The sequence below is a fragment of the Natronococcus roseus genome (assembly GCF_043677095.1).
Taxonomy (GTDB): Archaea; Halobacteriota; Halobacteria; order Halobacteriales; family Natrialbaceae; genus Natronococcus; species Natronococcus roseus.
The window spans coordinates 166,256-192,465 of the sequence record NZ_JBHLJR010000001.1; the positions used below are offsets into that span (position 1 = coordinate 166,256).

30 protein-coding genes are annotated in these 26,210 nt (G+C 66.1%); 12 read left to right on the forward strand and 18 right to left on the reverse strand.

Annotated elements, in window-relative coordinates; genetic code table 11:
• Positions 1-2: 2 nt before the first annotated feature.
• Positions 3-371 carry a universal stress protein gene (locus ACFEMD_RS00910; protein WP_394739000.1) on the reverse strand — a complete coding sequence of 123 codons (369 nt, stop codon included), beginning with the start codon at positions 369-371 and terminating at the stop codon, positions 3-5.
• A gap of 109 nt (positions 372-480) precedes the next feature.
• Here ACFEMD_RS00910 and ACFEMD_RS00915 point away from each other — a divergent pair, with 109 nt between their 5' ends.
• The 3 genes from ACFEMD_RS00915 to ACFEMD_RS00925 all read left to right on the forward strand — a co-directional run bounded on the left by ACFEMD_RS00915 (position 481) and on the right by ACFEMD_RS00925 (position 3,256).
• A complete protein-coding gene (locus ACFEMD_RS00915; RefSeq protein ID WP_394739001.1) occupies positions 481-1,878 on the forward strand; it encodes an ATP-binding protein in 1,398 nt (465 codons plus the stop codon).
• Positions 1,879-1,948: 70 nt separating this feature from the next.
• Positions 1,949-2,740 (forward strand): PHP domain-containing protein, encoded by a 792-nt coding sequence (locus ACFEMD_RS00920; protein WP_394739002.1) that lies wholly within the window; start codon positions 1,949-1,951, stop codon positions 2,738-2,740.
• Positions 2,741-2,827: 87 nt separating this feature from the next.
• Positions 2,828-3,256, forward strand: a complete 429-nt coding sequence (locus tag ACFEMD_RS00925; RefSeq protein ID WP_394739003.1) for a DUF2237 family protein — start codon at positions 2,828-2,830, stop codon at positions 3,254-3,256.
• A gap of 537 nt (positions 3,257-3,793) precedes the next feature.
• Here the strand turns inward: ACFEMD_RS00925 and ACFEMD_RS00930 are convergent.
• The 6 genes from ACFEMD_RS00930 to ACFEMD_RS00955 all read right to left on the reverse strand — a co-directional run bounded on the left by ACFEMD_RS00930 (position 3,794) and on the right by ACFEMD_RS00955 (position 7,488).
• Positions 3,794-4,363 carry a GTP-dependent dephospho-CoA kinase family protein gene (locus tag ACFEMD_RS00930; protein WP_394739004.1) on the reverse strand — a complete coding sequence of 190 codons (570 nt, stop codon included), beginning with the start codon at positions 4,361-4,363 and terminating at the stop codon, positions 3,794-3,796.
• 1 nt (position 4,364) lies between these two features.
• A complete protein-coding gene (gene spt4 / locus ACFEMD_RS00935; protein WP_005553101.1) occupies positions 4,365-4,562 on the reverse strand; it encodes a transcription elongation factor subunit Spt4 in 198 nt (65 codons plus the stop codon).
• A 2-nt stretch (positions 4,563-4,564) separates the two neighbouring features.
• Positions 4,565-5,134 carry a DNA-directed RNA polymerase gene (locus ACFEMD_RS00940; protein WP_394739005.1) on the reverse strand — a complete coding sequence of 190 codons (570 nt, stop codon included), beginning with the start codon at positions 5,132-5,134 and terminating at the stop codon, positions 4,565-4,567.
• A complete protein-coding gene (locus tag ACFEMD_RS00945; RefSeq protein WP_394739006.1) occupies positions 5,135-5,521 on the reverse strand; it encodes a PIN domain-containing protein in 387 nt (128 codons plus the stop codon).
• 15 nt (positions 5,522-5,536) lie between these two features.
• Positions 5,537-6,790 (reverse strand): translation initiation factor IF-2 subunit gamma, encoded by a 1,254-nt coding sequence (locus ACFEMD_RS00950; protein WP_394739007.1) that lies wholly within the window; start codon positions 6,788-6,790, stop codon positions 5,537-5,539.
• 113 nt (positions 6,791-6,903) lie between these two features.
• Positions 6,904-7,488: a hypothetical protein gene (locus tag ACFEMD_RS00955; protein WP_394739008.1), complete on the reverse strand. Its 585-nt coding sequence runs from the start codon at positions 7,486-7,488 to the stop codon at positions 6,904-6,906.
• A 179-nt stretch (positions 7,489-7,667) separates the two neighbouring features.
• On the opposite strand from ACFEMD_RS00955, the gene ACFEMD_RS00960 reads away from it, so the two are divergent.
• Both ACFEMD_RS00960 and ACFEMD_RS00965 read left to right on the forward strand, forming a co-directional pair.
• Positions 7,668-8,567 carry an ArsR/SmtB family transcription factor gene (locus ACFEMD_RS00960; protein ID WP_394739009.1) on the forward strand — a complete coding sequence of 300 codons (900 nt, stop codon included), beginning with the start codon at positions 7,668-7,670 and terminating at the stop codon, positions 8,565-8,567.
• Positions 8,568-8,834: 267 nt separating this feature from the next.
• The gene (locus tag ACFEMD_RS00965; protein WP_394739010.1) at positions 8,835-9,155 is read left to right on the forward strand and encodes a hypothetical protein; all 321 of its coding nucleotides are present in this window, start codon (positions 8,835-8,837) and stop codon (positions 9,153-9,155) included.
• Positions 9,156-9,215: 60 nt separating this feature from the next.
• On the opposite strand, the gene ACFEMD_RS00970 is transcribed toward ACFEMD_RS00965, so the two are convergent.
• Positions 9,216-9,404, reverse strand: a complete 189-nt coding sequence (locus tag ACFEMD_RS00970; RefSeq protein WP_394739011.1) for a hypothetical protein — start codon at positions 9,402-9,404, stop codon at positions 9,216-9,218.
• 100 nt (positions 9,405-9,504) lie between these two features.
• Positions 9,505-9,648 (reverse strand): hypothetical protein, encoded by a 144-nt coding sequence (locus tag ACFEMD_RS00975; RefSeq protein ID WP_394739012.1) that lies wholly within the window; start codon positions 9,646-9,648, stop codon positions 9,505-9,507.
• 114 nt (positions 9,649-9,762) lie between these two features.
• Here ACFEMD_RS00975 and ACFEMD_RS00980 point away from each other — a divergent pair, with 114 nt between their 5' ends.
• Both ACFEMD_RS00980 and ACFEMD_RS00985 read left to right on the forward strand, forming a co-directional pair.
• Positions 9,763-10,740 carry a DUF5787 family protein gene (locus ACFEMD_RS00980; RefSeq protein WP_394739014.1) on the forward strand — a complete coding sequence of 326 codons (978 nt, stop codon included), beginning with the start codon at positions 9,763-9,765 and terminating at the stop codon, positions 10,738-10,740.
• A gap of 181 nt (positions 10,741-10,921) precedes the next feature.
• Positions 10,922-12,193, forward strand: coding sequence for an NRAMP family divalent metal transporter (locus ACFEMD_RS00985; RefSeq protein ID WP_394739016.1), 1,272 nt, complete (start codon positions 10,922-10,924; stop codon positions 12,191-12,193).
• Positions 12,194-12,215: 22 nt separating this feature from the next.
• Here the strand turns inward: ACFEMD_RS00985 and ACFEMD_RS00990 are convergent, their stop codons facing one another.
• The 7 genes from ACFEMD_RS00990 to ACFEMD_RS01020 form a co-directional block, all read right to left on the reverse strand.
• Positions 12,216-13,043: an MBL fold metallo-hydrolase gene (locus tag ACFEMD_RS00990; RefSeq protein ID WP_394739761.1), complete on the reverse strand. Its 828-nt coding sequence runs from the start codon at positions 13,041-13,043 to the stop codon at positions 12,216-12,218.
• Between the two features lie 81 nt (positions 13,044-13,124).
• On the reverse strand, positions 13,125-13,448 hold the full coding sequence (locus ACFEMD_RS00995) for a hypothetical protein (RefSeq protein WP_394739017.1): 324 nt from the start codon (positions 13,446-13,448) through the stop codon (positions 13,125-13,127).
• Positions 13,449-13,863: 415 nt separating this feature from the next.
• Entirely contained in the window at positions 13,864-15,294 is a 1,431-nt protein-coding gene (locus ACFEMD_RS01000) for an FAD-binding oxidoreductase (protein WP_394739018.1), read from the reverse strand.
• Between the two features lie 136 nt (positions 15,295-15,430).
• Positions 15,431-16,738 carry a TIGR00341 family protein gene (locus ACFEMD_RS01005; RefSeq protein ID WP_394739019.1) on the reverse strand — a complete coding sequence of 436 codons (1,308 nt, stop codon included), beginning with the start codon at positions 16,736-16,738 and terminating at the stop codon, positions 15,431-15,433.
• A gap of 63 nt (positions 16,739-16,801) precedes the next feature.
• The gene (locus ACFEMD_RS01010; protein ID WP_394739020.1) at positions 16,802-17,197 is read right to left on the reverse strand and encodes a hypothetical protein; all 396 of its coding nucleotides are present in this window, start codon (positions 17,195-17,197) and stop codon (positions 16,802-16,804) included.
• Positions 17,198-17,637: 440 nt separating this feature from the next.
• Positions 17,638-18,729 carry a CAF17-like 4Fe-4S cluster assembly/insertion protein YgfZ gene (ygfZ, locus tag ACFEMD_RS01015; RefSeq protein WP_394739021.1) on the reverse strand — a complete coding sequence of 364 codons (1,092 nt, stop codon included), beginning with the start codon at positions 18,727-18,729 and terminating at the stop codon, positions 17,638-17,640.
• Positions 18,730-18,768: 39 nt separating this feature from the next.
• Complete coding sequence (locus tag ACFEMD_RS01020; protein WP_394739022.1) at positions 18,769-19,068, reverse strand: DUF6432 family protein; 300 nt, start codon at positions 19,066-19,068, stop codon at positions 18,769-18,771.
• Positions 19,069-19,208: 140 nt separating this feature from the next.
• Between ACFEMD_RS01020 and ACFEMD_RS01025 the strand changes: the two genes are divergently transcribed.
• From ACFEMD_RS01025 to ACFEMD_RS01035, 3 genes are all read left to right on the forward strand, one after another.
• Entirely contained in the window at positions 19,209-20,273 is a 1,065-nt protein-coding gene (locus tag ACFEMD_RS01025) for a DUF7093 family protein (protein WP_394739023.1), read from the forward strand.
• Between the two features lie 156 nt (positions 20,274-20,429).
• Positions 20,430-20,816: a DUF5611 family protein gene (locus ACFEMD_RS01030; protein WP_394739024.1), complete on the forward strand. Its 387-nt coding sequence runs from the start codon at positions 20,430-20,432 to the stop codon at positions 20,814-20,816.
• Between the two features lie 215 nt (positions 20,817-21,031).
• Positions 21,032-21,220 carry a hypothetical protein gene (locus ACFEMD_RS01035; protein ID WP_394739025.1) on the forward strand — a complete coding sequence of 63 codons (189 nt, stop codon included), beginning with the start codon at positions 21,032-21,034 and terminating at the stop codon, positions 21,218-21,220.
• Here the strand turns inward: ACFEMD_RS01035 and ACFEMD_RS01040 are convergent.
• Entirely contained in the window at positions 21,217-22,770 is a 1,554-nt protein-coding gene (locus ACFEMD_RS01040) for a heme-binding protein (protein ID WP_394739026.1), read from the reverse strand. The genes ACFEMD_RS01035 and ACFEMD_RS01040 overlap by 4 nt on opposite strands.
• Here ACFEMD_RS01040 and ACFEMD_RS01045 point away from each other — a divergent pair.
• Both ACFEMD_RS01045 and ACFEMD_RS01050 read left to right on the forward strand, forming a co-directional pair.
• Positions 22,749-23,240, forward strand: a complete 492-nt coding sequence (locus ACFEMD_RS01045) for a hypothetical protein (RefSeq protein ID WP_394739027.1) — start codon at positions 22,749-22,751, stop codon at positions 23,238-23,240. The genes ACFEMD_RS01040 and ACFEMD_RS01045 overlap by 22 nt on opposite strands.
• Before the next feature lie 381 nt (positions 23,241-23,621).
• Entirely contained in the window at positions 23,622-24,143 is a 522-nt protein-coding gene (locus ACFEMD_RS01050) for a PadR family transcriptional regulator (RefSeq protein ID WP_394739028.1), read from the forward strand.
• 165 nt (positions 24,144-24,308) lie between these two features.
• Here ACFEMD_RS01050 and ACFEMD_RS01055 read toward each other — a convergent pair whose 3' ends face one another.
• Positions 24,309-26,141: a site-2 protease family protein gene (locus ACFEMD_RS01055; RefSeq protein ID WP_394739029.1), complete on the reverse strand. Its 1,833-nt coding sequence runs from the start codon at positions 26,139-26,141 to the stop codon at positions 24,309-24,311.
• Positions 26,142-26,210 lie beyond the last annotated feature (69 nt).

Sequence of the window (26,210 nt, forward strand, 5' to 3'; positions counted from 1 at the left end):
CGTTATCGCACCAGCTTGACCGTCGTCGGAGCGTTCAACAGGACGAACTCCGTGATCGATCCCAGCTGGATCTTCCCCATCGGACTGATGGTGCCGCCGCCGATTACCAGCTGATCGAACTCGCCCTGTTCGGCGTAGTTGACCAGCGAGGGACCCGGATCGCCCTCGAGGCGCTCGAGTTCGGCGTCGAAGTCGGCCTCCGAGAGCAGCGTCTCGGCCTGGCGGTACATCTCCTCCTGCGAGCGATCCGTGTCGCCCTTCTCGAGGACCGCGACGGTGAGCTCGTCGCCGACGTCGTCGGTTCGCTCGATCGTTCGGCGCAACGCCGTGATCGATTCGTCGCTTCCGGCCAGTCCCAGCAACACGTTCATGCGTACGTCTGTGAGCTAATGGAGCAAAACCGTTGTGCCGCTCGAGCCGGCCTTCGAGCGTCGCCGCGTGACGACGACGTTAAGGGTGCGTAGAGAATACGTTGACCGAATGAGTGACGCAGCGCTCGATGTCGTCGAGTTCGTGCTCACGACGAGCGTGTATTCCGACGACAGGACGCTGGACGAGAACGATCTCCCGCCGTCGTACCGCCGCGTCTTCTGGACGGGCGGGAGCGACGAGAGCGAGGACGACGACGATGACAGTCGAACGCGGGGCGGGATCACCCGACCGCTGTCGGCGACCAACACCACCGCACGACAGGCGACGGACGTCGATCGACCCTGGGAGGCCGTCTCGGGGCTGATGTTCACCGATCGCGACGAGTTCTCCGGAACGATCACGTTCACCGAGGAGGGGATGGCCGAACAGTGGTACCTCGACCGGACCGACGACGAACGGCTGCTCGAGAACCCGACGCTTGCAAAACACTTCGCGGAACACGACGAGTACGACGTCGACGTCAGCCACGAGGCGGCCCGCGAGCGAAACCGGCCGATTCAGGCCGATCGGGTCTGGATCGACGGCCTGCTCGAGGAGTACTTCGACGAGGAGGAAGACGAGGAGATGCTCGACCTCGTCGACGTCCGGGCCCCCGAGGAGGTCGACGTCACGCTCGACGATCTCGTGTTGACGGCGGGCCAGGAGGCCGAGATCGACAAGATCGCGAAGGCGATCGAACACCGCGACTACCTCGCGGAGATCGGCCTGCGCGAGATCGGGAAGCTGCTGTTCGTCGGCCCGCCGGGCACCGGCAAAACGTCGACGGCACAGGCGCTGGCCCAGGACATGGACCTCCCGTTCGTCGAGGTCAAGCTCTCGATGATCACGAGCCAGTATCTCGGCGAGACGGCCAAGAACGTCGACAAGACCTTCGAGGTCGCCAAACGGCTCTCGCCGTGTATCCTCTTTATCGACGAGTTCGACTTCGTCGCCAAGACGCGGCGCAGCGACGAACACGCCGCGCTGAAGCGAGCGGTCAACACCCTGCTCAAGAGCATCGACAACATCTCGCTGATCCAGGACGACGTGCTCCTGATCGGGGCGACGAACCACCCCGACCAGCTCGACGCGGCCGCCTGGCGGCGCTTCGACGAGATCGTCAACTTCCCCAAACCCGACTACAACATGCGGGCCGACATCCTGCGAGTCATCACCCGACAGATGCGTATCGACGAGTTCGACCCCGAACTCGTCGCCGAGGCGACCGAGGGGATGACCGGCAGCGACCTCCGGATGGTGCTCCGGGAGGCCGTCCTCGAGGCGCTGACCGAGGATCGCACCATGCTCACCCAGGAGGACCTGCTCAACGCCGTCGAGGAGTTCGAGGAGCGGGACAACCTGAAGAACATGGACATGATCGACGGCGACCACGACGCACTCGTCGCGGGCGGCGACGTCGGCGACAGCGGCGACGGTCACGATCACGACCACGACCACGATCACTGACGACGTCAGTCGGACCCACCACCGGTGTCGAGAGCGCAACGATCAACTGTTCGGGCTTCCTCAAGCCGGTATGTACGATTTCCACGCGCACACGAGCTACTCCGATGGCTCCTTTCTGCCGGGGATGGTACGGGCCGCCGAGGAGGCGGGGCTCGAGGGGATCGGCCTCACTGACCACTGCTCGATCAGCGCACGCGACGGAGCTAACGCCACTCGCAATCGCTACGGGTTTAACCTCGATCTCACCTACGAGCGGCGCCGCGACGCGATCGAGCAGGTTCGGGAGCACACCGGGATCGACGTCTACGACGCCGTCGAGATGGACTACGATCCCCGGGACGAGGACGAGATTGCGGCCTTTCTCGAGGAAGCGAACTTCCAGTACGCGATCGGCAGCGTCCACGCCGTCGAGGGGGAGAACGTCCAGGTGTCCTCGAACTTCGAGGGGCTTTCGGAAACCGACAGGGACACCGTCGTCGACGACTACATCGACCGGCTGGTGGCGCTGATCGACTCGGAGCTGTTCGACGTCGCGGCCCACCTCGACCTGATCGAGCGCACGCCGCCGCTACAGGGACGGACGACCACCGATCACTACGAGCGGGTCGCGAGGGCCTTCGACGACTCGCGGACGGTTCCCGAGATCAACGCCGGCCGGGCGACCCGAGAGGAGTCGATCGTCCACCCCTCGGAGGAGTTCCTCGAGGCCCTCCGGTCGTACGACGTCCCCGTGACCCTCGGCACCGACGCCCACGAACCCGAGGAGATCCGCGAGCGGACGACATTCCTCGAGCAGTACCTCACGAGTCACGACCTCGAACCGGTGAGCCCGCCGAGCCTGAAGTCACACACGCGGGAGTGACGGTCTCCCTGGGGTCGCTGTAGTGAGCGACGGCGACACACGTCCCGCCGACACCACGTTTTTCCGCGCTCCGTCCGACGATTCGGTATGACCACCGATCCCGATCGGAACGTGTTCGGCACCGAACTCGAGCCCTGTAGCACCGATCCGATGACCGGCTTTCTGCGGGACGGCTGCTGTCGACGCGTCGAGGGCGACCGCGGCCGTCACGAACTCTGTGCCGTCCTCACCGAGGAGTTCCTGCAGTTCAGCAAGGCCCACGGCAACGACCTCACGACGCCCCGTCCGGAACTCGAGTTTCCCGGCCTCGAGCCCGGCGACCACTGGTGTCTCTGCCTGGGACGCTGGCTCGAGGCTGAGGAGGAAGGCTGTGCGCCCCCGGTGGTGCTCGAGTCGACCCACGAGGCCGTCCTCCGAGACGTCGAGCCGGATCTGCTCCGCGAACATGAGTACGACCCGCGAGACGACGATCCGTCGGGCTCGAGTTCCGGTTCGGTTTCGGGGTCGACGAACTGATCAGTGACACGCTCCTCCACTTTCTCCCCGTTTCCGAGAGGACCCTCGCTCCAGAAACCCACCACGTGTCGGCCAAACTGAGTCACAATGGTTCAAGGAGAAAGCCCACGACTTCAGTTGTGGGATGAATCCGACGGGGGCCGAAACAACTCCGCCAGTTCGTTCCGTCGGTTGTGCTACCGAGTCCGGGGTAAGGATACACACCTCAGCAGGAGGGTAGATGAAGCCCGCTATCCCGGTCGGGGGTCGTATTGGCTCGGCCCACAACCCCACCGTCTCGGACGAGTGAGGAACCTCCCCGCCGTGGCTCTCCAGTCTGTGACTGGAACCCCACGACTTCAGTCGTGGGAGGAAGTCAGTCATCCCTAATAGGTTGTTTGCACGTCACTTAAACACGGCTCCCGCTCAAAAGAGCGTCTGAGACGTCAGACTGCGCTCCTCTCGCGAACTGCTGGATACGTTTTCGATCACCAGCCCTTCGCCGACGGGGATCGGGTACGTTGCGATCGACCGCGTCACGCCGGTCTCCGATTCCGTCTACTCCTCGAGCAGCTCCCAGAACCGCTCCTGGTCGCCCTCGAAGCGCTCGAGCAGGTCCCGGACCTCCCGGCGCACCTCGTCGTCGACGACGACGTGGACCATCCCCTCGTCGGGTTGGCCGTAGACGACGCTGGCGCCGTCGGGCGCGACCATGATCGCCGGCAGCACGACCAGATCCTCCTCGCCGTCGACCAACACGGTCGTCGGCTCCTCGCGCTCGAGGCTCTCCCGGAGCGTCTCGAGGACGTCGGCGGTGAGCTCGGCGGGCGGATTGTGGGCCTCGACGTTCACTCGTTCGGTGACGGTCTCGCGGATCTCCTCTTCGACGAGCTCGCGTTTGGTCCGCTCGTCGACGAGCGCGACGTCGGGGTCGCGTCCCGTCCTGACGATGTGGTAGGTGACGACGTCGCCGACGGCGATCAGCGGCCCCGAGACCCCCTCGAGCAAAATCTCGGCGTCGGTCTCGATCGGGCCCATCGGCTCCTTGAGCTCGTGGCGCAGTTCGTCGGGTAAAACTAGCAGCTGGTCGTCCGCGCGGACGTCGTCGCCGTCGTCGTCGCGAGCCACGTTACCGAACCTTCAGCGCGTACGCGCCGGGCTCGGTGACCTGCATCTCCGTGGCGATCTCGCTGTCCTCGGGGTGGGCGATGACGACGTAGCCGGCCCAGTCCTCGGTCAGCGAGGAGGAGTTACAGGAGTCACAGGTGCCGCTGTCGGGATCGTTGACCCGGTGGCACTCACGACAGACGAGTCGATCGGATGCCATCGTTACTCACCCGTGGCCGCTTCGCGCTTCTCGTGGTCCTCCTCGAGCCAGCCGTGTTTGCCGAGTCCGGGCTGTTTTGCGGTGAGACCGATCTTCGAGTCGCGCGGGTTGCGTTCGTCGATGCTCTTGGTGACGATGCGCGCTCGAACGGCGTCGTCGACGCCCAGCGTGCGGTTGGACTCGTTCGAGGCGAGCTGCTGGTTCTCGCCGTCGAAGGCGAGGTACTCGTCCGAGATCTGGGAGACGTGGAGCAGCCCGTCGACGGGGCCGATCCCGACGAAGGCGCCGAACTCGACGACCTCGACGATCGTGCCGTCGACGACCTCCTGCATGTCGGGGTCGAACGTGACGGCGTCGAACTCGGCCTCGTAGTAGACCCCCGGCTTGTTCGGGAGCACGGCTCCATCCCCGATGTCGTGGACCTGGGTGACCGAGACGACGCTGCCGACCTGTTCGTCCATCCGACCCTCGAGTTTGTCCTGCAGCAGTTGCTTGACCAGCTTCGGCGAGACGTCACCGAGCGCTTTCGGCGGTACTTCGACCGTATCCTTCAGTTTGACCCGTTTGTACATCTATGGTTGAGTGATTGCCAGCTTGTTTCTCCCGCGTAATGCAAGTACCGGTATGCTCGCCTCGAGCACCCGGTCGCACAGCGGGCGATCGTTCGTGACGACGTAGTCGACGCTCCCCTCCAGGGCGAGTTCGACCAGGGCGTCGTCGGCGTACGACTCCTCCGTGTCGACGACGAGACAGCGTTCGGTTGCCAGGTCGTGGCCGACCGACGCGGCGGTCCCCTCGGTGCCGCCCTTCTCCGAGAGCCGCCGGAGCTCCTCGATCACGGGCTGGGGTGCCACCAGCTCCGCAGAGCCGATCAGCCGCTCGAGTTCGTCGAACAGCCGGACGTCCAGCTCGACCGGCATCATCAGCGCGCTCGTGTCGAGGGCGACCCGGGTGCTCATGGCGCTGTCGTCGTGTTACTCGCGAAGCGTTCCCAGCCCGATCAGTCGCCAGCGGGCGCCGATCCGGCGATTGATCGCGATCTTCGCGCCGGGCTCGGCCGCGACGGGGCGTTTGAGCTTGACCTCACACTCCCCGCTGCGGGCGCTCGTAACCGCGCCGACGGTCGTCGCGGTGCCGACGGTCATCATCAGGGGCTCGCCCGTGCTGATCTCGTCGATGTCGGCTGCGTCGCCCGGTCCGCTCGTCTCCTCGACGTTGCCGACGACGCGGTCGAGCAGGTCGACGTCCATCGTGAACTGCTCCCAGGTCGGTGGCAGCGACCCCGGCGGGCCGGCGATCCGTCCCGCGAGGGCGTCGCCTTTCGTCAGCGAGGGATCGAGTCCGGTGCCGACCCCGAGCAGCCCGCCGGGCGTAACCGACTCCGCGTCGGCGCCGCCGGCCTGCAGCGATCGAACCGTCGTCTGGATCGGGACGTACTCGGTCTGGCCGCCCTCCTCGACCTCCCGTCCCGGACGGATCTCGAGGTCGTCGTCGAGCTCGAGTTCGCCCCGAACGAGGCTGCCGCCGAGGACGCCGCCGGCGAGGTTCGCGGCGGTCGTCCCGGGTTTGTTGATGTCGAAGCTCCGGGCGACGTGCATCCGGGCGTCGGTTCCGGGATCGCGCTCGGGCGTGGGGATTTCCTCTTCGATCGCCTGGATCAGCAGGTCGAGGTTGACCTCCTGGCCGGCCGAGACGGGGACGACTGGTGCGTCCTCGGCGACGGTGCCCTCGACGAACTCCTGGATCTCCTGGTAGTTCTGTCGGGCCTGCTGGGAGTCGACGAGGTCGACCTTGTTCTGGGCGATGACGATGTTGTCGATCCCGATGATGTCAAGCGCCATCAGGTGCTCCTCGGTCTGGGGCTGTGGGACCGGCTCGTTGGCGCTGACGACCAGCACGGCGCCGTCCATCAGCGAGGCCCCCGAGAGCATCGTCGCCATCAGGGTCTCGTGACCCGGCGCGTCGACGAACGAGACCGTTCGAAGCGGCTCGCTCGGCGAGCCGTCCGCACACTCCTGTTCGACGGTGTACCGTTCGGGCTCGTCGAGGTCGGGACAGTGACGGAACGTCGCGTCCGCATAGCCCAGCCGGATGGAGATGCCGCGTTTCATCTCCTCGCTGTGCTGATCCGTCCACGATCCGCTGAGAGCCTGCACCAGCGTCGTCTTGCCGTGATCGACGTGGCCGACGAGTCCGATGTTCACCTCCGGTTGTTGATTTCCTGCCATAAGACGATGAGTAATCTTAGGTAGAGGTTCCGCCGTGCGACTGATAAACCTACTGTTCTCGGAGCGTATCACGGTGCCAAACAGTTCCGTGCAGTCGGGCGATCTCGGCCTCGTTACTCCTCGACAGGGGTGTCGATCGGGGGCGCCTCCCAGACGACGTCTCCGTCCTCGAGCAGCTCGAAGACGGTTGCCGTCTCTCCCGCCTGCTCGCCCGAAATCGAGACGGTCGCGGGGTCGACGTCAATGTCGACAATTTCGTCGTCCCCGTCTGCGAGTTCGACACCCAGGCGGTACGGCTCGTCCTCGCCCAGCGGGAGCTCCTCGCCGTCTTTGGTGAAGACGGCCTCGAGTTCGATCGCCGATCCCGGCTCGATCGCCGGCAGTCCGCCCGTCTCGGTCTCGTAGTGCCAGTGGCCGGCGTGGGAGTTCGCGACCTGTTCGCCGTCACGGTCGTAAACGAGCAGCTCGGAGACGTCGACCTCGTGGTCCGCGTCGTCGACCGGATCGTCGACCAGATCGTCGTCGAACTCGCCGTCGTCGGGATCGTCGGTCTGTTCGTCGTGGTCTTCGTCACTCGAGTCATCCGTCGATTCGCCGGGCTCGCCGTCGTCGAGACAGCCGGCAGCTCCGAGAACCCCGATCGAACCCGCGCCGGCGAGTAGCCGACGGCGCGTCGTCGGGCGTCGGTTGTTGCTCATCGATCACAAGCGGTCACAACGACCTAAACTCCTTCCGATCGCGAACGCGTCCGTCGATGGCTGGGCCCGTGATCCCAAAGATCGGGTCGTGCCGAGACCCGTCCCCGCCAGAATAACAGCTCCGTTACAGAAACGACGTTGAGCGAACGCTTTAGCTCGGTTAGGTGGTAGACCTTCGCATGAGTGACTCATCCGCTTCGAGCGACACCGGTCCCGAATCGGTTCTCGAGTGTACGGAGTGCCTCGAGCCGGCCGACGCGTTCGCCCTGATCGGCAACGAGACCCGCCTCGCCATTCTCGAGGCGCTGTGGGCGGCCGACGAGCGTCCCGTGTCGTTCTCGGAGCTGCGCCGAGCGGTCGGGATGCGCGACTCCGCACAGTTCAACTACCACCTGCAGAAACTCACCGGCCACTTCGTCACCCGCCGAGAGGACGGGTACGCGTTCAAACACGCCGGCCGGAAGGTCGTCCGCTCGGTGATCGCGGGCTCGTTCAACCAGCGGCCGACGCTCGAGCCGTTCCCCGTTGCGGGGGAGTGTTTCGACTGCGGCGGTTCGCTCCGGGCCGCCTACGCGGACGAGCACCTCGCGATCGACTGTCGGGACTGCGGACAGTGCCACGGCGAGTACGGCTTTCCGCCCGGCGGTCTGAACGATCGGACCCCCGCGGAGATCGCCGACGCCTTCGACCAGCGCGTCCGTCACCTCCACTGTCTGGCGGCCGACGGCGTCTGTCCGGAGTGCAGCGGGCGAATGGAAACCCGAATCGCCGAGTCCGGCGAGTGCTGTCTCGGCGTCGGCGTTCGCGTCGACCACGAGTGCGTCCAGTGCGGTCACGCCCTCTGTTCGGCCGCCGGGCTCCGACTGCTCGATCACTCGACGGTGGTTCGCTTTCACGACGAGCGAGGCGTCTCGCTCGACGATCGACCCTACTGGACGCTTCCGTGGTGTGTCTCCGCCGAGTACACGCGAATCCTCGAGCGTGACCCCTACCACCTCGAGGTGCGGCTGGCGGTGGCCGGCGACGAACTCCGGGTTAGGATGGCCGAGGATCTCTCGGTGCTCGAGACGAGTCGGTGAGCGAACGCGACCGATGGACGGTAGGATAACCGCCGCGGAGGAAGCGCGGCTGGAACCGATCGTGGGGTCGACAGCGGACCGTCACCGCGTGGAACTGCGGCAGCCTCCCCTGGGAAGCCGTCGATTCTCGAGGCCGAACGGCCGAATCGATCGAACAGTCACACAGTCGGCCACCCGTCCTGAAATCTCCTTCAGTAACGGACGTTACAGAAATGTTTTTCAGATTACACTTAATCCGCATCGGCGCGTCGGTACGGTCGAGAACCGATGCACCCACCGCACTCTCCATCCCCGACCGTACCGCCCGGCACCGATCGCAGTCTCGCGTCGGCGTTCGCCTCGTGTGTCCTCACCGTCGTCGCGTTCAGCGCCGCGCTCGTGACCGCGACGACCGCCGCGGCGACCGTCGCCGGACCGCCGCTGGTCACCGCTTCGGTCGCGCTATCGGTCGGTTTCGCAACCGTCGTCGCCGTTCCCATCGGAGCGTCGGTCGCCGGCCGATGGCTCCTCGAGTGGTATCGCCGACGCGGTCGTCGGCCGTCGACCGACGACCTGAACCACCCCAACCCGCGGCCGAGGGCGCGCTGAGCCTCGGTCCGTTCGAGGGCGTCGCGGCTCGTCACGAACGTCACTCGGCGGTGTGGCCGGCTACTCCGCTTCGTCCGGCGGCACCGTCTCCTCGTCGGTCTCGACGAGAGCGAAGTCGGTGCACCCACACTGACAGCTCTCGCTTCCGATCGCCTTGATCGTCCCGTTTGGCCATTGTCTGGCCGCGTAGACCGTGCCACACTCCGTACACTCCGCGAGTTCTCTGGAAACGTCGTCCCTGTTCGCCATTCCTCATCGGCGGATAGTGCCGTTCGTAAATCAGCGTTTCGCTCGCGGTGAGCGACGTACTCCGGCCGTTCGGATCTCAGACGGTAAAGCCAAAACGACGTCAGAACTCGTAGTGTGCGATCTCGCCGGAGCCACAACCGGTACACTCCTCGGCGTCGGCCGCCAGCTCTCTCCCGCAGTTTCGACACTCGTACCGCGTCGTCCCGTCGTGGCCTCGAACACCGAGTGCATCGAGTACCCCCATATACCATCCGGCTTTGGACCGCAGGGTGATTAATCCTGTTGTCTCTCGTGACACTGTCTCTCACTGGAGTAGGCGACCGGCCTCCTTTTCTCGTCACCGCCCGTTCGGTCCCTCGTGAGCGAGTTCGCGTTCGAACTCGAGCTGTGTGCCGCCCTCGAGTCCCGCGGCGACCGCCTCCTCGCCCGACAGCTCGGCGCGGGCGTCGCGGATCCGGGCGGGCGCATCCTCGATATCGTCGCCGTCGCTCCCGGCCACCGATTCGCGGATCGGACCGCGATCACGGCCGAGGCGATACCCACCGCAGCGATCGAATCGCGGGTCGGCCCCGGCCGCACGCGGTACTGGAAAGACGCGTTCGACTGCCATCCCGAACGGGCGCGGCGGGCGACCGAGCGCGCCCTCGAGATCGGCTTCTTCGAGCCCGAGCGCCACAATGGACGGGAGTACGTCCGCCAAGTCACACGGTACCCCGACTGGTACGATCGGATCGTCGGTATCGAGAACAAGCCCGATCTCGGACGACCGGGCGATCTCGAGGCTCAGCTCCGGACGGACGTCAGCCTCGGACTCGTCGACGAGGTCGTGCTGTCGACCGAGAGCTACGTCACGGGCGCTCACCGCAACCGGATCCCCGACGAGGTCGGGATCTGGCGGGTCCACCGCGAGGAGGGAGCGGTCCGCGAAATCGACGTGCTCCGCGAGCCGACTCCCCTCGCGGTCGCCGAGCCGGGAGTCGAGCCCCTCGAGACTCATCCCGGCCGGACCGACGTCGCCGTCGTCTCGCCTGCGGCGAAGGCACGCGCCCGTCGGCGCCTCGCCGAGCGAGCCTACGGCAAGGGGTGGCGAACCTACGGCTTTCCCGACTGTAGGAACTGTCGAGTCGAGGACTCGAGCGGCGCGACGCTGCCGTACTGCGAGTGGGCGGGCCGAGTCGTCGACGCCGAAATCGACTGCGGCACCGACTGCCCGGGGTACGAACCCGAAGCCGGACCGGACGTCGACCTCGAGACCGAACGGGACGACCGAACCGATTGGGTCGCGGATCCGGACGGAAAGCGCCACAGCCAGGCGGGACTCGAGCGCTTTCGGTGAGCGATCGCCGATGAATACGGATCGCTTTCGATACTGAGTATCGAAGGCTCTCGTCCCCTTCCCCTGGAAAGTGAAACGCCGAGCCTTTTACGTACGGAGTCGTTATATTTGGTTGACTTCGCGATACTATCTCTGTACATTGACCGAACTGCCTCGGGCGGAACTTCCGGAAATTTAATTCATGGGAACCACTGAAAACTTCACGACACGAATCGCGCAAGAATTGTCAGATGCGGTACGGGAGTACGGACTGGCGTTCGTCATGGTCGCCAGCTACTTCGGCTCCGGATCCGTGTTTATCGCGAGCCAGGCCGGGCTTATGCACGGATACACGCTGCTATGGGCCGTCGTCGGTGCGGTGTTGCTCGGCGTCATGGCACAGGATATGAGCGCACGACTCGGAATACACGGACAGCCACTCATGCCGTTCGTCCGCGAAAAACTCGGCAGGGGGCCCGCGACGGCGATCGCGGTCTTTCTCTCGATCGGCTGTGTCGCCTGGACACTCGGACTCGTCGCAGCCGTGGGTGCGGGCGTCTCGTTCGTCACGGGAGGGGCCATCGCCTGGCAGCCGATCGCCGTCCTGACGACGCTGCTGGCCATCGGGGTCGGGCTGTTGAACTACGACAAAGTCGAGAAGCTGATGATCGTCATGATGCTGTCGGTGATGGTGCTCTACCTCGCCGTCGCCGGCCCGAGCAATCCGGATCTCGGCGCGCTCGCGCTCGGATTCGTCCCGACGTCGGACTCGCTGGGCGCGCTCGCGATCGCCGCTGGTCTACTGGGGACGACCGCGCTGTGGCCCAACTTCTTCCTCGAGTCGATCCTCGTCGAGCAGAAGGGCTGGACCGACGAGAGCGACGTCTCCGACGCCCGTCGGGACCTCGTCGTCGGCTTCACCGTCGGCGGGATCACCACGGTCGCGATCCTGGTCGTCTCGGCCGCGGTGTTACAGCCGATGGGCTTTACCGAACTCGAGTCGTTCATCACGCCCGGCGAGGCGCTCGTCGAGGTGTTCGGCACGTGGGCGATGGTGCTGTTCGTCGCCGGCGTGACGGCCGCGGCGTTCAACAGCATCATCCCGATCATGTGGACGCCGGCGTACATCATCCCGCAGGCGATGGACATCGAGGTCGACCAGAGCAGCCGACTGTTCAAACTCATCTTCGTCGGCCTGACCGGGATGGGACTCGCTTCGCCGCTGATCAGTAGCGTTCTCGACCTCTCGGTCGTCGACATGGTCATCCTCTTCCCCACGTACAACGGGATCTTCGGCCTGCCGCTGGCCGCCCTCCTGCTGTTCTGGGCGGTCAACGACAAGGAGACGATGGGCGAGTACCGGAACACGACGCTGCTGAACGTCGTCAACGCCTTCCTCGTGTTGCTGGCGTTCGTCCTGGCAATCTTCGCGGTCCAGGACTTCCTCGACCTGCTCCTCGGCGGCGGCTTCTAACCGCCGTCGCGGTCGAGGCCGCTCACTCGAGAACGTACCGCTCGCCGTCGACCGCGAGTGGCTCCTCGAACGCCTCTTCTGCGGGATAGTAGTGTGCCAGGTGGACGAGCCGGGTTCGGCTCGCCTCGAGTTCCTCGGCCAGCGTCAGCGCCCCCTCGCGGGTCATGTGCTTCGAGCCGAACGTGTAGGGTGTCCCGTCGGGACCCTCGTGGCGTCCGCCGGCGGGGTGGGAGGCACAGAGATGGGCCGGGACGATCGCGTCGGCCAGCAGGAGATCCGGATCGGCGAGGACCTCTCGAGAGCCCTCGGGTACGGCGTAGCTCGTATCGCCCGTGATCGACAGCTTCGCGCCCGTCTCCGGGTCCTCGATCGCGAGCCCGTAACAGACCAGCGGCGGGTGGTCGACCGGGACGAACGTCACGTCGAGCCCGCAGATCCGGGTCGACTCGAGCGGCGTCGTCGGCAACACGGTGATCGTGTTCAGGTAGTGGTAGTCGTCGGCGACGGTTTCGGCGACGCTCTTCCCGGTTCGCGGGTCGGTCTCGTCGGCCGCGTACACCTCGAGCGAGTCGAACACTCGGAAGGCGTTGCCCAGTCCGTCGAGGTGGTCGAAGTGGATGTGCGTGATGATCCCCGCGTCGGGCAGAGCGACGTCGTCGCGCAGGAACTGGTAGCGAAAGTCCGGGCTAAAGTCGACCAGCAGCGACTCGCCCGTGCGCTCGTTCTCGACGTGGACCGAGAAGCGAGTCCGCTCGAGGCCGCGCTCGCGGGCCGTCCGACAGGTTTCACAGTCACAGCCCACGGTCGGCGTTCCGGTGGTGTCGCCGGTGCCGAGCAGCGTGACTCGCATCGTCACCGATCCGTCACCTCGAGGGTGACGCCGCTCGAGTGTGCGCGACTCGATCCCGAACCGGCCGCGGGTGACCGCTGCCTATACATATACCTCCCCTTCGGCGAACGCTCGCTCGACGAACTCGTGGTCCGTTTGCTCCTCGTACCGATCCGCCGGCAGGACGTGTACCGAGAGCACGGTGCCGTGCTCGAGGCCGATCTCCCGGGCCAGCGCCTCGAGGTCGCGCTCGGGCTCCGTGTCCTCGAGTACCAGCAGGAGCTCCGCCTCGCTGTGGACGTCGCGGTCGTCGCCGCGAACGGCGCTGCCGAACGCGACGAGGTGACGGATCGTCTCGCCGTACTCGGCCTCCGCCCGCTCGGCGAACGCCGCCGCCGCGTCCGTCGGGTTCGATCCATCGCTCATCGTCGGCCATTCGAAGCCGTCGTATAAAGGGTGTTCCCCGATCCGTCGTCGGTCGGAATCCGGCGATTGAAACGCGACCAGGGGCTTTCGCCGAAGGTCTCGCACGACTCGCTTTTCGAGGGACTCGCATACTCCACCTCGCGACGCTCGATCGGTCGACAGCGCACGCCACCGCAGGAAGACCCATCGGCCCGAGTTCAGTCCGGTAGCTGATACACGAGTTCCCTGTCGCACTCTCAGAAGCTAGCTGAAAAGTAGTACACCACTCTACGGCACTCTCCGAACAACGAACCTGTGTTACTTCTAAAGTAACCACTGACAGTCAGTGCACACCCGATCGCACGACGGCTGTGCGATCGGTGTCCAAACAGTTTCAGTTGTTACGATAGTGGCTGCTGAGTCGGTTTTCGTCCGCTCAGTCGTCGACTCGAGGCGCGACGTTCCCCGGGAGTCGGAACAGGTTCTCCGGATCGTACGCGGTCTTGAGGTCGACTATCCGATCGTAGTTGTCGCCGTAGCGCGCCCGTGCGGGCTCCTCGTACATGCCCGGGAAGTTGCCGTACCGTCCCGACGCGATCGACAGGGTCTCCGCCTTCGCGATGGCCTCGCGAGCCCACTCGAGGTTCGCGTCGTCCTGGTCGGGATCCGCCCAGTTGGCCTCGACGGTGAGCATGTGAGGTTTGTCGCGGTGCCAGAACGCCGTCTCGTCTTGCGGAACGTCGGCGACCGCCCCGTCGAGATGCCAGAGGTCGAGCGTCGACAGCGCCGACGGCGCGGCCTCGTTGTACTCGAGCATGAGTTCGACGATCGCGTCGTCGAGTTCCTCGAGGTAGATCGCCTTCCAGTAGTAGCGCAGCCCGTCGGGGTAGTCCTCGTCGAGCATCGACTGCAGGTCGACGTACGCTCGCTCCCCGCTGAGATCGACTAGCGGGGTCGTGCCCTCGAGCAGCGATCCGAAGAGTTCGTCGGCGTCCGCGGGGTCGCCGCGGGAGGAGCCGAGCATCGCGATCGCGGCCTCGCCCCACGCCGCCTCGGGAAACTCCTCGAGGTCGGGAACGTGGGCGGTGAAGACGAGCACGCCCGCGTTTCGCGGCGCGTCGGCGATCCACTCCCGGTAGCGGGCCATCACCGCGGGCGCGTCGTCGGCACGGAACCAGGGAAAGAATGCGTACACTTCGGGACCGACCTCGTGGAGTTCGTACTCGAAGGAGGTGACGATCCCGAGGGCTCCGCCGCCGCCGCGCAGTCCCCAGAACAGGTCCGGGTTCCGATTGCGACTCGCCGTCCGGACCCGCCCGTCGGCGGTGACGACGTCGACGCTCACTAGGTTGTCGAGCGCCAGTCCGTGCTCGCGGCTCAGGTGGCCGTAGCCGCCGTTGAGCGTCAGTCCCGCGATCCCGGTCTGGGAGACCGCGCCGAGCGCCGTCGCGAGACCGAACAGCTGCGTCTCGCGGTCGACGTCGCCCAGGGTCGCCCCACCCTCGGCCCGAACGGTTCCCGTCCCGCGGTCGACCCGCACGGCGTTCATTTCGGAGAGGTCGACGACGAGCCCGCCGTCGTTGACAGCCGTTCCGGCGACGTTGTGGCCACCGCCGCGAACGGCGACCTCGAGGCCCTGCTCGCGAGCGAAGTTCACCGCGGCGACGACGTCGGCGACGCCGGAACAGCGCGCGACGAGTGCGGGATAGCGGTCGATCATCCCGTTCCAGATCTCTCGCGAATCGTTGTACGTCGGGTCCGAGGGCCGAACGATCTCGCCGGCGAAGTCGGCTGCCAGCGACGCGACGTCCTCGCTCGAGAGCAGCGCGAACGTCTCCTCTCCCGGTGTCCTGTCAACAGTACCCATACTCGAACGGACGCCTCCGGCGTAGATAACGTCGTAGTCAGGAAAACAGGGCGATCAGCCGAACTGGAGCGTCGATAGCCGTTCGGAGCCGTCGAACTGCCCTCTTCTGATGGAGGGCCCGAACGCGGAACGGTCGTCACGTCCCGGCGCCGGGATCGCGCTCCTCGGTGACGACGTACTGGACCTCCACGATCGGTCCGTCGGCGGGCGAGCCGATCGCCTCGGAGAGACGGTCGGCCAACCCCGGAACCGGTCCCGGCTCCGACCCGGCGATCGTTACGGTGATCCGATCGGCCGACTGGATCGGGTAGTTTCCGTCGAGTTCGACCGCGACGTCCCGTGCGTCGAGCCCCTCGTACTGCGGTTCCTCGAGCACCGACGCGACCTCCTCTTCGGCCGACGACTCGAGTTGAGTCGTCTGGAAGTCGAACAGCGTGATGCCGGCCAGCGGCGCGGCCAGCACCAGCAGCGCGACCCCGAAGACGGCCGCGTACCGGTAGGTCGGTCCGCGGGTCGGCGAGGCCTCGAACAGGCCCTGCGGACGGTAGCCGGCGATCCACAGCGTGGCGAGCGCCGCGAGGTTGATCGAGAGCAGATTGACGGCGACGAGCACCCCCGAACCCAGGGCCGCGCCGTACATGCCCCAGGCAACCGTGATGCCGACCGCGGCGGCGGGCGGGATGAGCGCCGCAGCGATCATCACGCCGACGATCGCCTCCGAGAACCCGCGCGTGAGACTCAGGATCCCCGCCACGCCGGCACCCAGCGCGACGGCGATCGAGAACAGGTTCGGCGAGACGCGCTCCTCGAGTTCGGTGGCGACGACGATGTCGACCCCCGCGGGCTCGAGGCCGGCCAGCCGCGCGAGGGTCGCGAGGCCGATCGACGCGACGACGACGATCGCGACGCCGAGGGCCTGGTAGCGAAACCCGGTCGCCTTGAGCGCACTATCGCCGGTGACGATCCCGACGCTGGCGGCGAGCGCGGGGCCCAGCAGCGGCGCGATCACCATCGAGCCGACGACGACCGCCGGCGAGTCCGCGAGCAGTCCGGAGGTGGCGACGACGGCGCTGATCAGCAGCATAACGACGTAGATCGAAACCGGCGGCGTGAACTCCTCGGCCTTCGTTCGAAGGACCTGTCTCGAGGTGCGCGCGCCTCGCTGTCCGCCCCGGCTGTACTGGTCACGGAGCGTCGTGAACTCCTCCGAGATGACCGTCTCGGCGTCGATGACGACGACCTGGGCGTCGTCGCTCACTCCTGCCTGCCGCAGCCGGTCGAGCACCGGTTCGACCGCCCGCGTCGGCAGCGGGAATCGAACGACGGCAGTATACCCCCTGCCGCTGGTCTCGTCGCTGACGACGTACTCGATCGCCTCGTCCTCGAGGATGTTCAGGACGGCCTGGCGCCGCCCCTCCGGCACCGTGATCTCGAGATATCGCATAGGTCCACGACGACGAGCCGACGAATAGTACCGAAGGGGGGTCGCCGTGGAGACGACGGCTCCTCAGTGGTCGCTCCCGACGATCCCGCAAGCGATCGACTCGGGCTCGAGCAGCTCCTCGCCGTCGACAGCTTCGGGATCTAACAGCAGGATCGTGTCGTCGGGCATTCCTTGCTCGGCTCGCACCTCGCGGCCGAGTTCGGCCTCGAGGTCGTCGATACCCTCGAGGTCGTGCTCGCGCTCGAGCAACAGGTCCGCGTTCGCTCTCGAGAGAACGAATACGAGCGAGCCGGGTTCGGAGGCGTCGGTCTCGGCAGCCTCGAGCAGCTCCGAGAGCGCGTCGGGGGAGAGTTCCTGGAACGAGCGGATCGTTACGCGATCGGTGTCGGAGCCGGCGGCATCCTCGGACTGGGTTCGGACGCGCGAGGCCAGCTCCTCGAAGTCGGTGCTCTCGTCCATAGTCGGACGCCACCGTCGACGTCCTTCACGCTGGTCCCGGCCAGTTCCGGCTCGTATCGATCGATCTACACACAACCCGGCGACGTTGTGTACTACTCCCCGATTCTGATGGCTGACGATCGGAACGATGTGTCCTGCTATCCTGGCAACAGGGATTTCCACTTCCTCCCCAGCCGATTCCTGCTCACGGGCACGCAGTGCCCGTTCGCATGGTTCGCGGAACCTTCGGTTCCGCGCTAACCTCGGTCGCGTCGCTCCTTCGTTCATCCCTCGCACGGTTTCATCGACTTCCCTCGCTACGCTTGCTCAGTCTGCTCACGGGTCACTCCGTTCCCCGTTTGCTCTTTCGATGCGCTCCCTTCGGTCGCGCCTCCCCGACAGCGCGCGCCACCGCAATGCGGATGACCGAAACTGCGACCAACACGGGCCAAAAACGACCGCTACTGGTACTCCGGCAACCGGTCAGAGCGGTCCGAGCCGTCGACGAACGGCAACTCGGTGCGCGCAGCCGGGATCTCCTCGCCGCCGACGCGGACCGTTAGTTCGTCGGCCTCGAGGCCGAACTCGACGACCGCGAGCGCGATCGGCTCTTCGAGTAGCGGGCTCGTATCCGCTCGGGTCACCTCGCCGACCGACGAGTCGCCGTCGAAGACCGCGGCGCCGGCGTCGGGAACGGCCTCACCCTCGAGGGTCAGCCCGATGAGGCGCTTGCTGGGCTGGCCGCGGTTCTCGACCCGGGAGACGACCTCCTGGCCGACGTAACAGCCCTTCTCGAAGTCCAAGGCGTTTCGCAGGCCGAGCACGTTCGGGATCTGCCCCTCGAGTTCACTCTCGAACAGCGGCGAGCCGGCCTCGAGCGAGAGGCTGTCCCAGGTCCGGTAGCCGAACGGGGCGGCGTTGAGCCCCTGGTTCAGGAGGACGTCGTAGACGTCCTCGGCGGCGTCGACGGTACAGATCACCTCGTAGCTCTCCTCGCCGGTGAGCGCGTCGGTGCGGACGACCGTGACGCCGTCGTCACCCATCGTCCCGCGGACGAACGAGTACCGTTCGTCGGGCGAGGCGGCGCCGTTGAGCACGCTCGCGATCTTCTCGGTCGCGTGGGGGCCGTGGACGCCGAAGACGGCGTAGTCGTCGGTCGCGACCCGGATCTCGACGTCCTGGATAAAGACCTTCTCGGCCCACTCCTCGGCGAGGTCGTCGGCGTGGGCGGGCGGGGTAAAGAGGAGCAGCCGCTCGCCGGCGTTGTAGACGTAGAGTTCGATCTCGATGCGGCCCTGCGGGCCGAGGACGAGCGCGTAACAGCCCTGCCCGTCCTCGCCCGGAACGCGATTCGAGACGACGTTGTCGACGTACTCGACTCGATCGTCGCCCTCGACGACGACGACGCCGTAGGCGGCCTCGAACAGACCGACGCCGTTTCTGACCGCGCGGTGGGCCCGCTCGGGACGGCCGTAGTGTTCGACGACCGTTCGGCCGGTGCGATCGCCGAACGTGGCTCCGAGATCCGTGTGGATGGCCTCGATAACGCTCATGGATACCGAGAGGGGACAGGCACCCACAGGCGTTTCGATTCAGAAGGGCATCCGTTCGCGGAGCCAGTCGCCGATCGACTGCTCGTCGGCGTCGTCGGTCGGTATCTCCGGAACAACGCGCTCGTCGGGCTTGATCACCGTCTCGCTGGCCCCCGCGTCGACGTCGATCAACCCGTCTTCTTTGAGCGTCGCGAGCGCCTCCTCGAGTTCGTCGATGTCGACTCCGGCCTCCGCGCGGAGTTCGAAGACGGTCATCCCGTCGTCGGCCCGGTCGACGAGCGCGTCGAGTACCGCCACCTCGGTCTCCGCTCGGTCCCGGTACTCCCGCTTTGCTCTCATCCGTCGGTCTATTCGTCGACCCGGGATTTGACGTTTGTCGTTCGGCTACCGTCCTCGAGCGATCGACAGGCGGGACCGACAGCGCCGCGACAGCGCCCATGCAGTACGTTTTTTATGGCCTGACTCGATACGGTGAGACAATGGTCCTGCGATGTTCGCTGCTCGGTCACGACTACGGAGACGCCGACGTCGAACGCGAGCGCGAAGAGCGGGGGAGTGAGGTCGTCGTCACCGTCCGGGAGTACGAGGAGTGTGCTCGCTGTGGCGACAAACACGTCGTCAGCGAGAACACCGAAGTGCGGAGCATCTCGATGGCGGATGCCGGCCCACGACCCGACGAACCCGAGCCGCAATCGACACCCCGATCGGCGGAGCCGCCGGCAGCCGAACCCGGCGGCGACACCGGCGGATTCACGGCCGAACCGGGAGCAACGGACGCGACGTTCATCGACGCCGACGACGCCGGGAGCGAGCCCGCGCCGCCACAACCCTCGTCGCCGGCCGGAACCGAGGAGGGAACCCCCGGGATCGAACCCCTCGAGGGCGACGCCGCCGAGAGCGACTTCGCCGAAACCGACGCCACCAGCTTCGGCTCCACGGGTTCGAGCGCCACCGAAACCGACGCCGCCGACACCGGAGTCGAGCTCCCGACCGACGAGAACGGCGACCCGGTCACCGACGACGGCGAGATTCTCGAGGACGACAGCACGACGACCCGCGACCGTGAGTACGGCGAGTGGCCCGACTCCAGCGACGTCGGTCCACCGGTCGAGCGCGGGAGCGACGACGAGCCCGACGACTGGCCCGACAGGGAGTCCGAACCGCTCGAGGACGACGCGATCTTGCTCGACACCGGTGCCGAGATGATCGAGGCGAACTCGAGCGACGGCAAGACCGAGCCTGAAACGGGACCCGAACCGTCAGGACCGGGGAGTTCGCCCGCAGGCGGTCCGCCGGCTTCGAGAAGCGAGGGGGCGGCGACGGTCGACGCGGAACCCAGTGCCGAACCCGGGAGCGGCATCGAGCGAGCGAGCGAGGCGCCGACGCCCGGCAACGAAGGGGGGATCCCGGGCGGCGACGGCCAGGCGAAACTGCACTGCCCCCGCTGTGGCTTTACCGCGGGCACCGAACGCAGCTCCCTTCGGACCGGCGACATCTGTCCCGACTGTCAGATGGGATATCTCGGCGCACAGCCCGACCGCTGACGCCGGTTTCGCGGTTCACGTTCTATTTCCTGAGTTTCTCACGATCGTGAGGTCGTTCCCGACTCGAGCGACGTTCGGGTTTGTCGCCCGACTCGAGCGGGAACCCCGACAGCGGCTATGAAAAGAGGTAAACACTCCCCCGTGTATCACCAATTCATGAAGGAGTACAAGATGCGCCGCGGTGAGTATCTCGAGGAGCGAGTTCCCGATATGGAGGCCACTGTCGAGGACTACTTCGGACCGATTACGGACACCCAGGAGTTCAAGGGAAGCGACCTGTACGTGATCGCCGAACCCGACAACCCCGTCTTCGAGAAAATCGTCGTCGGCACCGTCGAATACTCCGGCAAGAAGGACAAGCTCGCCGTCGAGTTCCACGAACGCGACCCGACCGAACTCGGCCCCGACGAGCTCGAGGCCGCAGGCGAGGCCGTCGACGCGAAAAACGACTTCCTGCTCGAGGCGACGGGCCGGGACGCCAAGTCCCGCCGCGACTCGATGAAGCGGACGGTCGAGGACGATCCGGATCACGACTTCGACTAACTGTACTCACCGAACGCGGCGGAACCGCGTTCCCGACGATCGAATCGACGAGAACCGCCCCCGATTTTCGTTCGGGCGATCGGATCCCTTCTCCGACGGCCGGCTCGCAGCGTCGACTGCCCGCGGTGGATCTCGAAGACGTCCGCTCTCGAGAAACCGAACCAGCGGATAACGGTCCGAAACGGCTATCTGACCGACGCCGAACCCTACGAACGATGGAAACCGTTTCGTTCCTGCTCGCGATGGCGGTCGCGAACGTCGGCTTCGCCGTCGTCATCGTCGCACACGCCACGTTGACCGACCACGACGCCGGCAGGTGGCCCTACCTCACGCTCGTGCTCGGGCTCGCTGGGGTCGCCGGCTACCTCCTCTACGACGGAATCGGGCCGTCGGATCCCTTCTAGGCCAGGAAGACGTGCCGCGGTCGCTTCTCGAGGACGTCCCGGCCGAACTCGACGGCGTCGGCGAAGGCGTCGCTGCGGAAGAACTGCATGGCGTCCTCGCGGGAGTCCCAGCGGCTGGCGATGAACATGTCGTTCTCATCCTCGAGATTGGCCAGCAGGTCGGTCTTGCGGTGGCCTTCCATGTCCGCGAGCAGGGCGCCGGCGTCCTCGAAGGTGTCGACGAAGTCCTCGCGATGTTCGGGCTTGACCGCGTAGAACATCCCCATCGTCCCCCAGGAGTCGTCGCTCGCGGGGCCGTCGCCCCGCTCGCCATCGGCACCGGCAGGCGCCCTATCGTCTCCCGCCTGCCGCACGATCTCGGGGAGGTCGGCGAGGAACCCGGCGGCGGTGTTGGCCGCCCGCTCGGTCTCCCAGAGGCTGACGACGGCGGTTTCGCTCTCCTCGTCGGCGAGTTCGCTCGGCTCGTAGACGGCGGTCTTGACGTGGGTGTCGTAGTGATCGAAGTTCGTCCGGAGGCCGTCGACCTCCTCGTACAGCTCCTCGGGGTCGGCCGCCGAGTAGAGCACGACGGCGTGGACGTCCTCGCCGTGGGGCTGACCCGCGTAGACGCCCATCTCCTCGAGTTCGCTGCGGACCGACTCGTCGTCGTCCCCGTCGTCTCCGCCGTGGTGGCCGTCGGAATCGCCGCGATGGTGGCCGCTCGAGTCGCCGTGGTGGTCACCGTGTGCGGACTCGCCGTGATGGTGGCCGTGTTCGGTCTCGTCCTGTGGAATCGGCTCGCCCGCCAGGAACGCTCCTAACTGCTCGGGCGGGAACCGCCGCCCCGAGAGGAACCGACCGAACTCCGCGAACCGGGACGTCGAGGGGTCGAACCGCATCTCGTAGAGCAGGTCCTTGACGTCGGTCGGATCGTCGGCGAACAGCGTCACGCCCCACTCGAAGTCGTCCAGGCCGATGCTGCCGGAGATGATCTGGGTGACCCGGCCCGCGTACTCCTTGCCGATCTCGCCGTGACTCGAGAGGTGGTCGGCCCGCTCGTCGAACGGCAGGTCGTACCAGTTGTCCGCGTCGCCGCGGCGTTTGTCCATCGGGTAGAAGCTGACGAACTCGCTGTCCGGAATCGTTGGCTTCAGCCGGGTTTCGATATACCGGCGCATCCCGGTGTCCTCGACCTCCTCGTCGTCCTCGAAGAACTCCTCGGACATGTACCCCGACACCTCGGTCACCGAGAGGTACGAATCCGCGCGCTCGGTGTACTCCGCGAGCGCGGTCTGTTCGAACCCGCGCTCCAGCGCGTCGATGTCGGAAAGCGTGGGCCGCAGGTGGAGCACCAGCAGATCGGCCTTGTGGCCGAGCATCGCGAACGTCGCCGACTCGCCCTCTTCGGCGTCGACGGCGTCCTCGGCGGCCGAGAGGTAGTCGACCCCCTCCTCGAGCGCGCTCGAGCGGTGCCGTTCGGGGGCGTCCCGCCAGGCGTCCCAGTCGATCGACCGGAAGTCGTGGAGCACGTACCAGCCCTCTTCGGTCTGTGGCGGTCGTCGTCGTTCCATACGCGCGGGTTAGACCGGCGCCGTCAAGAAGGACAGGGTTTCGCGCTACCGTTCGACTATCGAACCCCCGCGAATGTCTGCCGCCACTTCAGGTACCTCGAGAACGACCGCCGACCGACCGAACCGATTCACGGTCGCGCCGATCGACGCTTCGGCCGGTCGGCGCGACCGCCGGAGTCGCGCTCGCCGCCGGCTGCACCGAAGGAACGGGCGACGGCGAGGGCGATCAAAACGAGAGCGACGAGACGGTCACCGACGAAGCCGACGAGGACGATCCCGATCCACCGGAGGACGACAAGGACGAGTGGGCGGACGTCCCGACGCTCGAGTTCGAGGCCGACACCGACGGCTGGATCGGGATCGAGCCCGAGGCTATCGAGGACGAGGAAAACCCGGATATCGCCCTCTACGAGGGCCGCGAGTACGATTCCCAGCTATGGTTATATTTTCTATATCATTCCCAGTTATGAGCAACGGGGCTCGCGTTTCGAGCTATCCTCAATAGTACACTCGGCACGAAGCGTGACAACCGTCACTGCCATCTTGGAATCACCTCGTACTACACTCGGTATGAGGTGTCTTCTTCCACGGTACACTCGGTGCGAGGTGTACCAATCCACACTGCCGTCTCGGAATCAGCTCGTACTACACTCGGTACGAGGTGTCTCCCTTCCGTGGTACACTCGGTACAGGGTGTCCCTCCACCGGTCGCCAGAACTCACCGGGCGGTTCGAATCGCCGACGACGGTCGACGGATCCGTCACCCCTCGATCGGTCGCGCGCCCCTCGACCCTCCGTAAACGGGGGGTGACCGAAACCCTTTACGTACATCCCTCAAAACCTCGAGCCACATGCGGAAGAGTGGCCCGCCGAAGGGAGTGATCGCGTATCTCGTCCTCGAGTTACTCGAGGAGAAACCCCGCTACGGCTACGAGATTCTCAAGGAGATCCGCGACATCAGCGGCGGCCACTGGGAACCGTCCTACGGCTCGGTCTACCCCATCCTCTACAAGTTCGAGGAGAAGGGGTGGGCTGAACGGATCGAACGCGAGGACGAGCCCGACCGGAAGTACTTCGAGCTGACCGACGACGGACGCGAGGAGCTCGCCGACCGCCGGGAGAGCGGCGCCGAGAAGGCTCGAGACTTCGCCGACGTCATCCTCGGGTTCTTCCACGTCTACGCGGCGTTTTCGACGGACGAGCGCTTCGAGATACCCGAGATGGAGGGAGAGTGGCGCTTCAACGAGGAGTTCAGCGCCTGGATCGTCGAACAGGTCGTTCGCCACCACGAACACTACTTCGACGCCGACTTCGAGCGCATCAAGGACACGCCCGAGGAGTTCTACGAGCGCCACGGGATCGACGAGGAGTAGCCGTTCCGTCGCCCTCGAGGGCGCGACGTTTCCTTTGACTCGCTTCACGCGAATCCGATCGACACTGAGAGGCACCGCACGGGCTGTCGAAACCGGTTCGAACGCGGTCGCGCTCGAGCGGGGGCCCGTCGATGAACGACGCCAGCCGACGATCGAATCGACCGCTCAGTTCAACAGCTGCGGCCCGAACAGCATCAACACGAAGCTGGCGAGCATCGCCAGCCCGACCGTCGTCGTCACCATCCTGACCATCCCGCGGGTGGCGTCGATCGGCAGCCGCGACATAACCGCCTCCGTGCTGGTCCGGAGGATGTGACCCCCGTCGAGCGGGAACGCCGGGATGCAGTTGAAGAAGCCGAGCTGAACGTTGATCCAGCCGGTCCAGAACAGCAGGTTGGCGATGACGAACACCGTCCAGTCACCGAGTATGGAGAGCGAGCCCTCGACCTGATAGAAGTTCTCGACCCCACCGGTGAAGCCCGCGAAGTTGAACGGCAGGACGTCGAGAAAGCCCGCCAGCGGGAGGAACAGCGCGAAGCCGATCTTCCCGAGGAACGAGTCGACGAGCGGGCTGACCTGCTCGTCGCCGTCGCCACCGAGGACGGAGAGGTACGCCTCGGCGGGGTAGTGCTGGACGCCGAGCGCCTCGGCCGAGATGCCGGAGACGCCCTCGACCGGCTGGTAGCCAGCGGTTCCGCCGCCGGTGACCTGGCTTCGGTCGCCGAGGGTAATCTCGTACTCGACGCGCTCGCCGTCGAGGTAGCCCGCGATCGTGACCTCGTCGTCGGGATCGGTCTCGCCGAGTCTGTCCTGGAGCACCGACGCGGACTGGGTGCGATCACCGTCGAGTTCGGTGATAACCATCTGTTCTCCGGCGGGAGCGCCGGCGTCGGCGAGCGGTCCGTCCTCGACGATCGTAACGGCCGCGCCGATCGGGACCTCCCGTTCGTCGGTGTCGCCGTCCTCGCCGACGGTCAGCGTGACGATCTCGTCGTCGCCGGCTGCCTCGAGCAGTTCGTCCTCGGTCGCGACCGGTTCGCCGTCGACCGCGAACACCGATTCCCCGGTGTCGACGCCGGCCGGGTTCCCGTCGATGGCCGCGGTCACGACCAGCGATCGCTGGACGGTCACGGTCTCCTCGTCGTTGCGCTCGAGTTCGACGGTCTCGCCGTCGGCGGTCTCGAGCAGCTCGAGGAAGTGATCGTTGTCTTCGATCTCCTCGCCGTTGATCGCGGTGATGCGGTCGTTGGGTTCGAGGCCGGCGTCGGCGGCTGGCGAGCCGGGGGCGACCCCGCCGACGGCGGCACCGGGAGCGACGGCGATCGAACCGACGACGGGTCCGAAAAGCAGGGCGAACGCGACGATCGTGATCGCGAAGTTGTTGGTGACGCCGGCGGCGAACATCCGGGTCTGGGCCCCGCGATCGGCCTTCTTGCTGCTCTCCTGGTCGGGTTCGACGAAGGCCCCGATCGGGAGAACCGCGAGCATCGCGACGCCCATCGAGTTGATGTCGATGTCCTCGACGCGACAGAGTAGGCCGTGACCGCCCTCGTGGACGACCAGACCGACGAGCAGTCCGAAGACGATACCGGGCGTCGCGGAGAGGGGGAGAAAGTCGTTGACGCCGGGGATGATCAGTACGTTGCGGGGCTGCTGGACCGACGACGTTGGTTGGGGTGCCGATAGCGCGGCGATCGCCGCGAACAGGAGGAAGGCGAACATCGCGACCATGACGACGATCGCGATGCCGATTCCGACGTTGGCCCACGCTCGCCAGAACCGCTTCGGTCCGGAAAGCCAGTCCAGGAACTTCCGGCCGCGCTTGGTGTGAAACGTCGTGATCGGTCCCTGCGTCCCGACGTAGCTGGGCAACAGTCCGGCGTTGCGAAGCGAGAGGATCAGGAACCAGTAGGCGAGAAGGCCGATAACTACCCACGTCAGCGTCGTCGAACCGAAGAGCTCCGGAACCGAGACGAAAGCTGGAGCGCCGTGTTGCATCTACCGTAGTTCGGGGTGGGGCTCTCAAATGGTTTGTGTTGGCCGGAGCCCGCCGGGCGACGGCAGAGA

Coding starts and splice junctions, on each gene's coding strand:
- ACFEMD_RS00915 (WP_394739001.1), top strand. CDS start 481: ATGAGTGACGCAGCGCTCGATGTCGTCGAGTTCGTGCTCACGACGAGC.
- ACFEMD_RS01035 (WP_394739025.1), top strand. CDS start 21,032: ATGGAAACCGTTTCGTTCCTGCTCGCGATGGCGGTCGCGAACGTCGGC.
- ACFEMD_RS00985 (WP_394739016.1), top strand. CDS start 10,922: ATGGGAACCACTGAAAACTTCACGACACGAATCGCGCAAGAATTGTCA.
- ACFEMD_RS00975 (WP_394739012.1), bottom strand. CDS start 9,648: ATGGGGGTACTCGATGCACTCGGTGTTCGAGGCCACGACGGGACGACG.
- ACFEMD_RS00990 (WP_394739761.1), bottom strand. CDS start 13,043: ATGCGAGTCACGCTGCTCGGCACCGGCGACACCACCGGAACGCCGACC.
- ACFEMD_RS00960 (WP_394739009.1), top strand. CDS start 7,668: ATGAGTGACTCATCCGCTTCGAGCGACACCGGTCCCGAATCGGTTCTC.
- ACFEMD_RS00945 (WP_394739006.1), bottom strand. CDS start 5,521: ATGAGCACCCGGGTCGCCCTCGACACGAGCGCGCTGATGATGCCGGTC.
- ACFEMD_RS00910 (WP_394739000.1), bottom strand. CDS start 371: ATGAACGTGTTGCTGGGACTGGCCGGAAGCGACGAATCGATCACGGCG.
- ACFEMD_RS01005 (WP_394739019.1), bottom strand. CDS start 16,738: ATGCGATATCTCGAGATCACGGTGCCGGAGGGGCGGCGCCAGGCCGTC.
- ACFEMD_RS00950 (WP_394739007.1), bottom strand. CDS start 6,790: ATGGCAGGAAATCAACAACCGGAGGTGAACATCGGACTCGTCGGCCAC.
- ACFEMD_RS01020 (WP_394739022.1), bottom strand. CDS start 19,068: ATGAGAGCAAAGCGGGAGTACCGGGACCGAGCGGAGACCGAGGTGGCG.
- ACFEMD_RS00920 (WP_394739002.1), top strand. CDS start 1,949: ATGTACGATTTCCACGCGCACACGAGCTACTCCGATGGCTCCTTTCTG.
- ACFEMD_RS01030 (WP_394739024.1), top strand. CDS start 20,430: ATGAAGGAGTACAAGATGCGCCGCGGTGAGTATCTCGAGGAGCGAGTT.
- ACFEMD_RS01000 (WP_394739018.1), bottom strand. CDS start 15,294: ATGGGTACTGTTGACAGGACACCGGGAGAGGAGACGTTCGCGCTGCTC.
- ACFEMD_RS01050 (WP_394739028.1), top strand. CDS start 23,622: ATGCGGAAGAGTGGCCCGCCGAAGGGAGTGATCGCGTATCTCGTCCTC.
- ACFEMD_RS01040 (WP_394739026.1), bottom strand. CDS start 22,770: ATGGAACGACGACGACCGCCACAGACCGAAGAGGGCTGGTACGTGCTC.
- ACFEMD_RS00940 (WP_394739005.1), bottom strand. CDS start 5,134: ATGTACAAACGGGTCAAACTGAAGGATACGGTCGAAGTACCGCCGAAA.
- ACFEMD_RS00955 (WP_394739008.1), bottom strand. CDS start 7,488: ATGAGCAACAACCGACGCCCGACGACGCGCCGTCGGCTACTCGCCGGC.
- ygfZ (WP_394739021.1), bottom strand. CDS start 18,729: ATGAGCGTTATCGAGGCCATCCACACGGATCTCGGAGCCACGTTCGGC.
- ACFEMD_RS00925 (WP_394739003.1), top strand. CDS start 2,828: ATGACCACCGATCCCGATCGGAACGTGTTCGGCACCGAACTCGAGCCC.
- ACFEMD_RS00965 (WP_394739010.1), top strand. CDS start 8,835: ATGCACCCACCGCACTCTCCATCCCCGACCGTACCGCCCGGCACCGAT.
- ACFEMD_RS00970 (WP_394739011.1), bottom strand. CDS start 9,404: ATGGCGAACAGGGACGACGTTTCCAGAGAACTCGCGGAGTGTACGGAG.
- ACFEMD_RS01025 (WP_394739023.1), top strand. CDS start 19,209: ATGGTCCTGCGATGTTCGCTGCTCGGTCACGACTACGGAGACGCCGAC.
- ACFEMD_RS01055 (WP_394739029.1), bottom strand. CDS start 26,141: ATGCAACACGGCGCTCCAGCTTTCGTCTCGGTTCCGGAGCTCTTCGGT.
- ACFEMD_RS01010 (WP_394739020.1), bottom strand. CDS start 17,197: ATGGACGAGAGCACCGACTTCGAGGAGCTGGCCTCGCGCGTCCGAACC.
- ACFEMD_RS00995 (WP_394739017.1), bottom strand. CDS start 13,448: ATGAGCGATGGATCGAACCCGACGGACGCGGCGGCGGCGTTCGCCGAG.
- spt4 (WP_005553101.1), bottom strand. CDS start 4,562: ATGGCATCCGATCGACTCGTCTGTCGTGAGTGCCACCGGGTCAACGAT.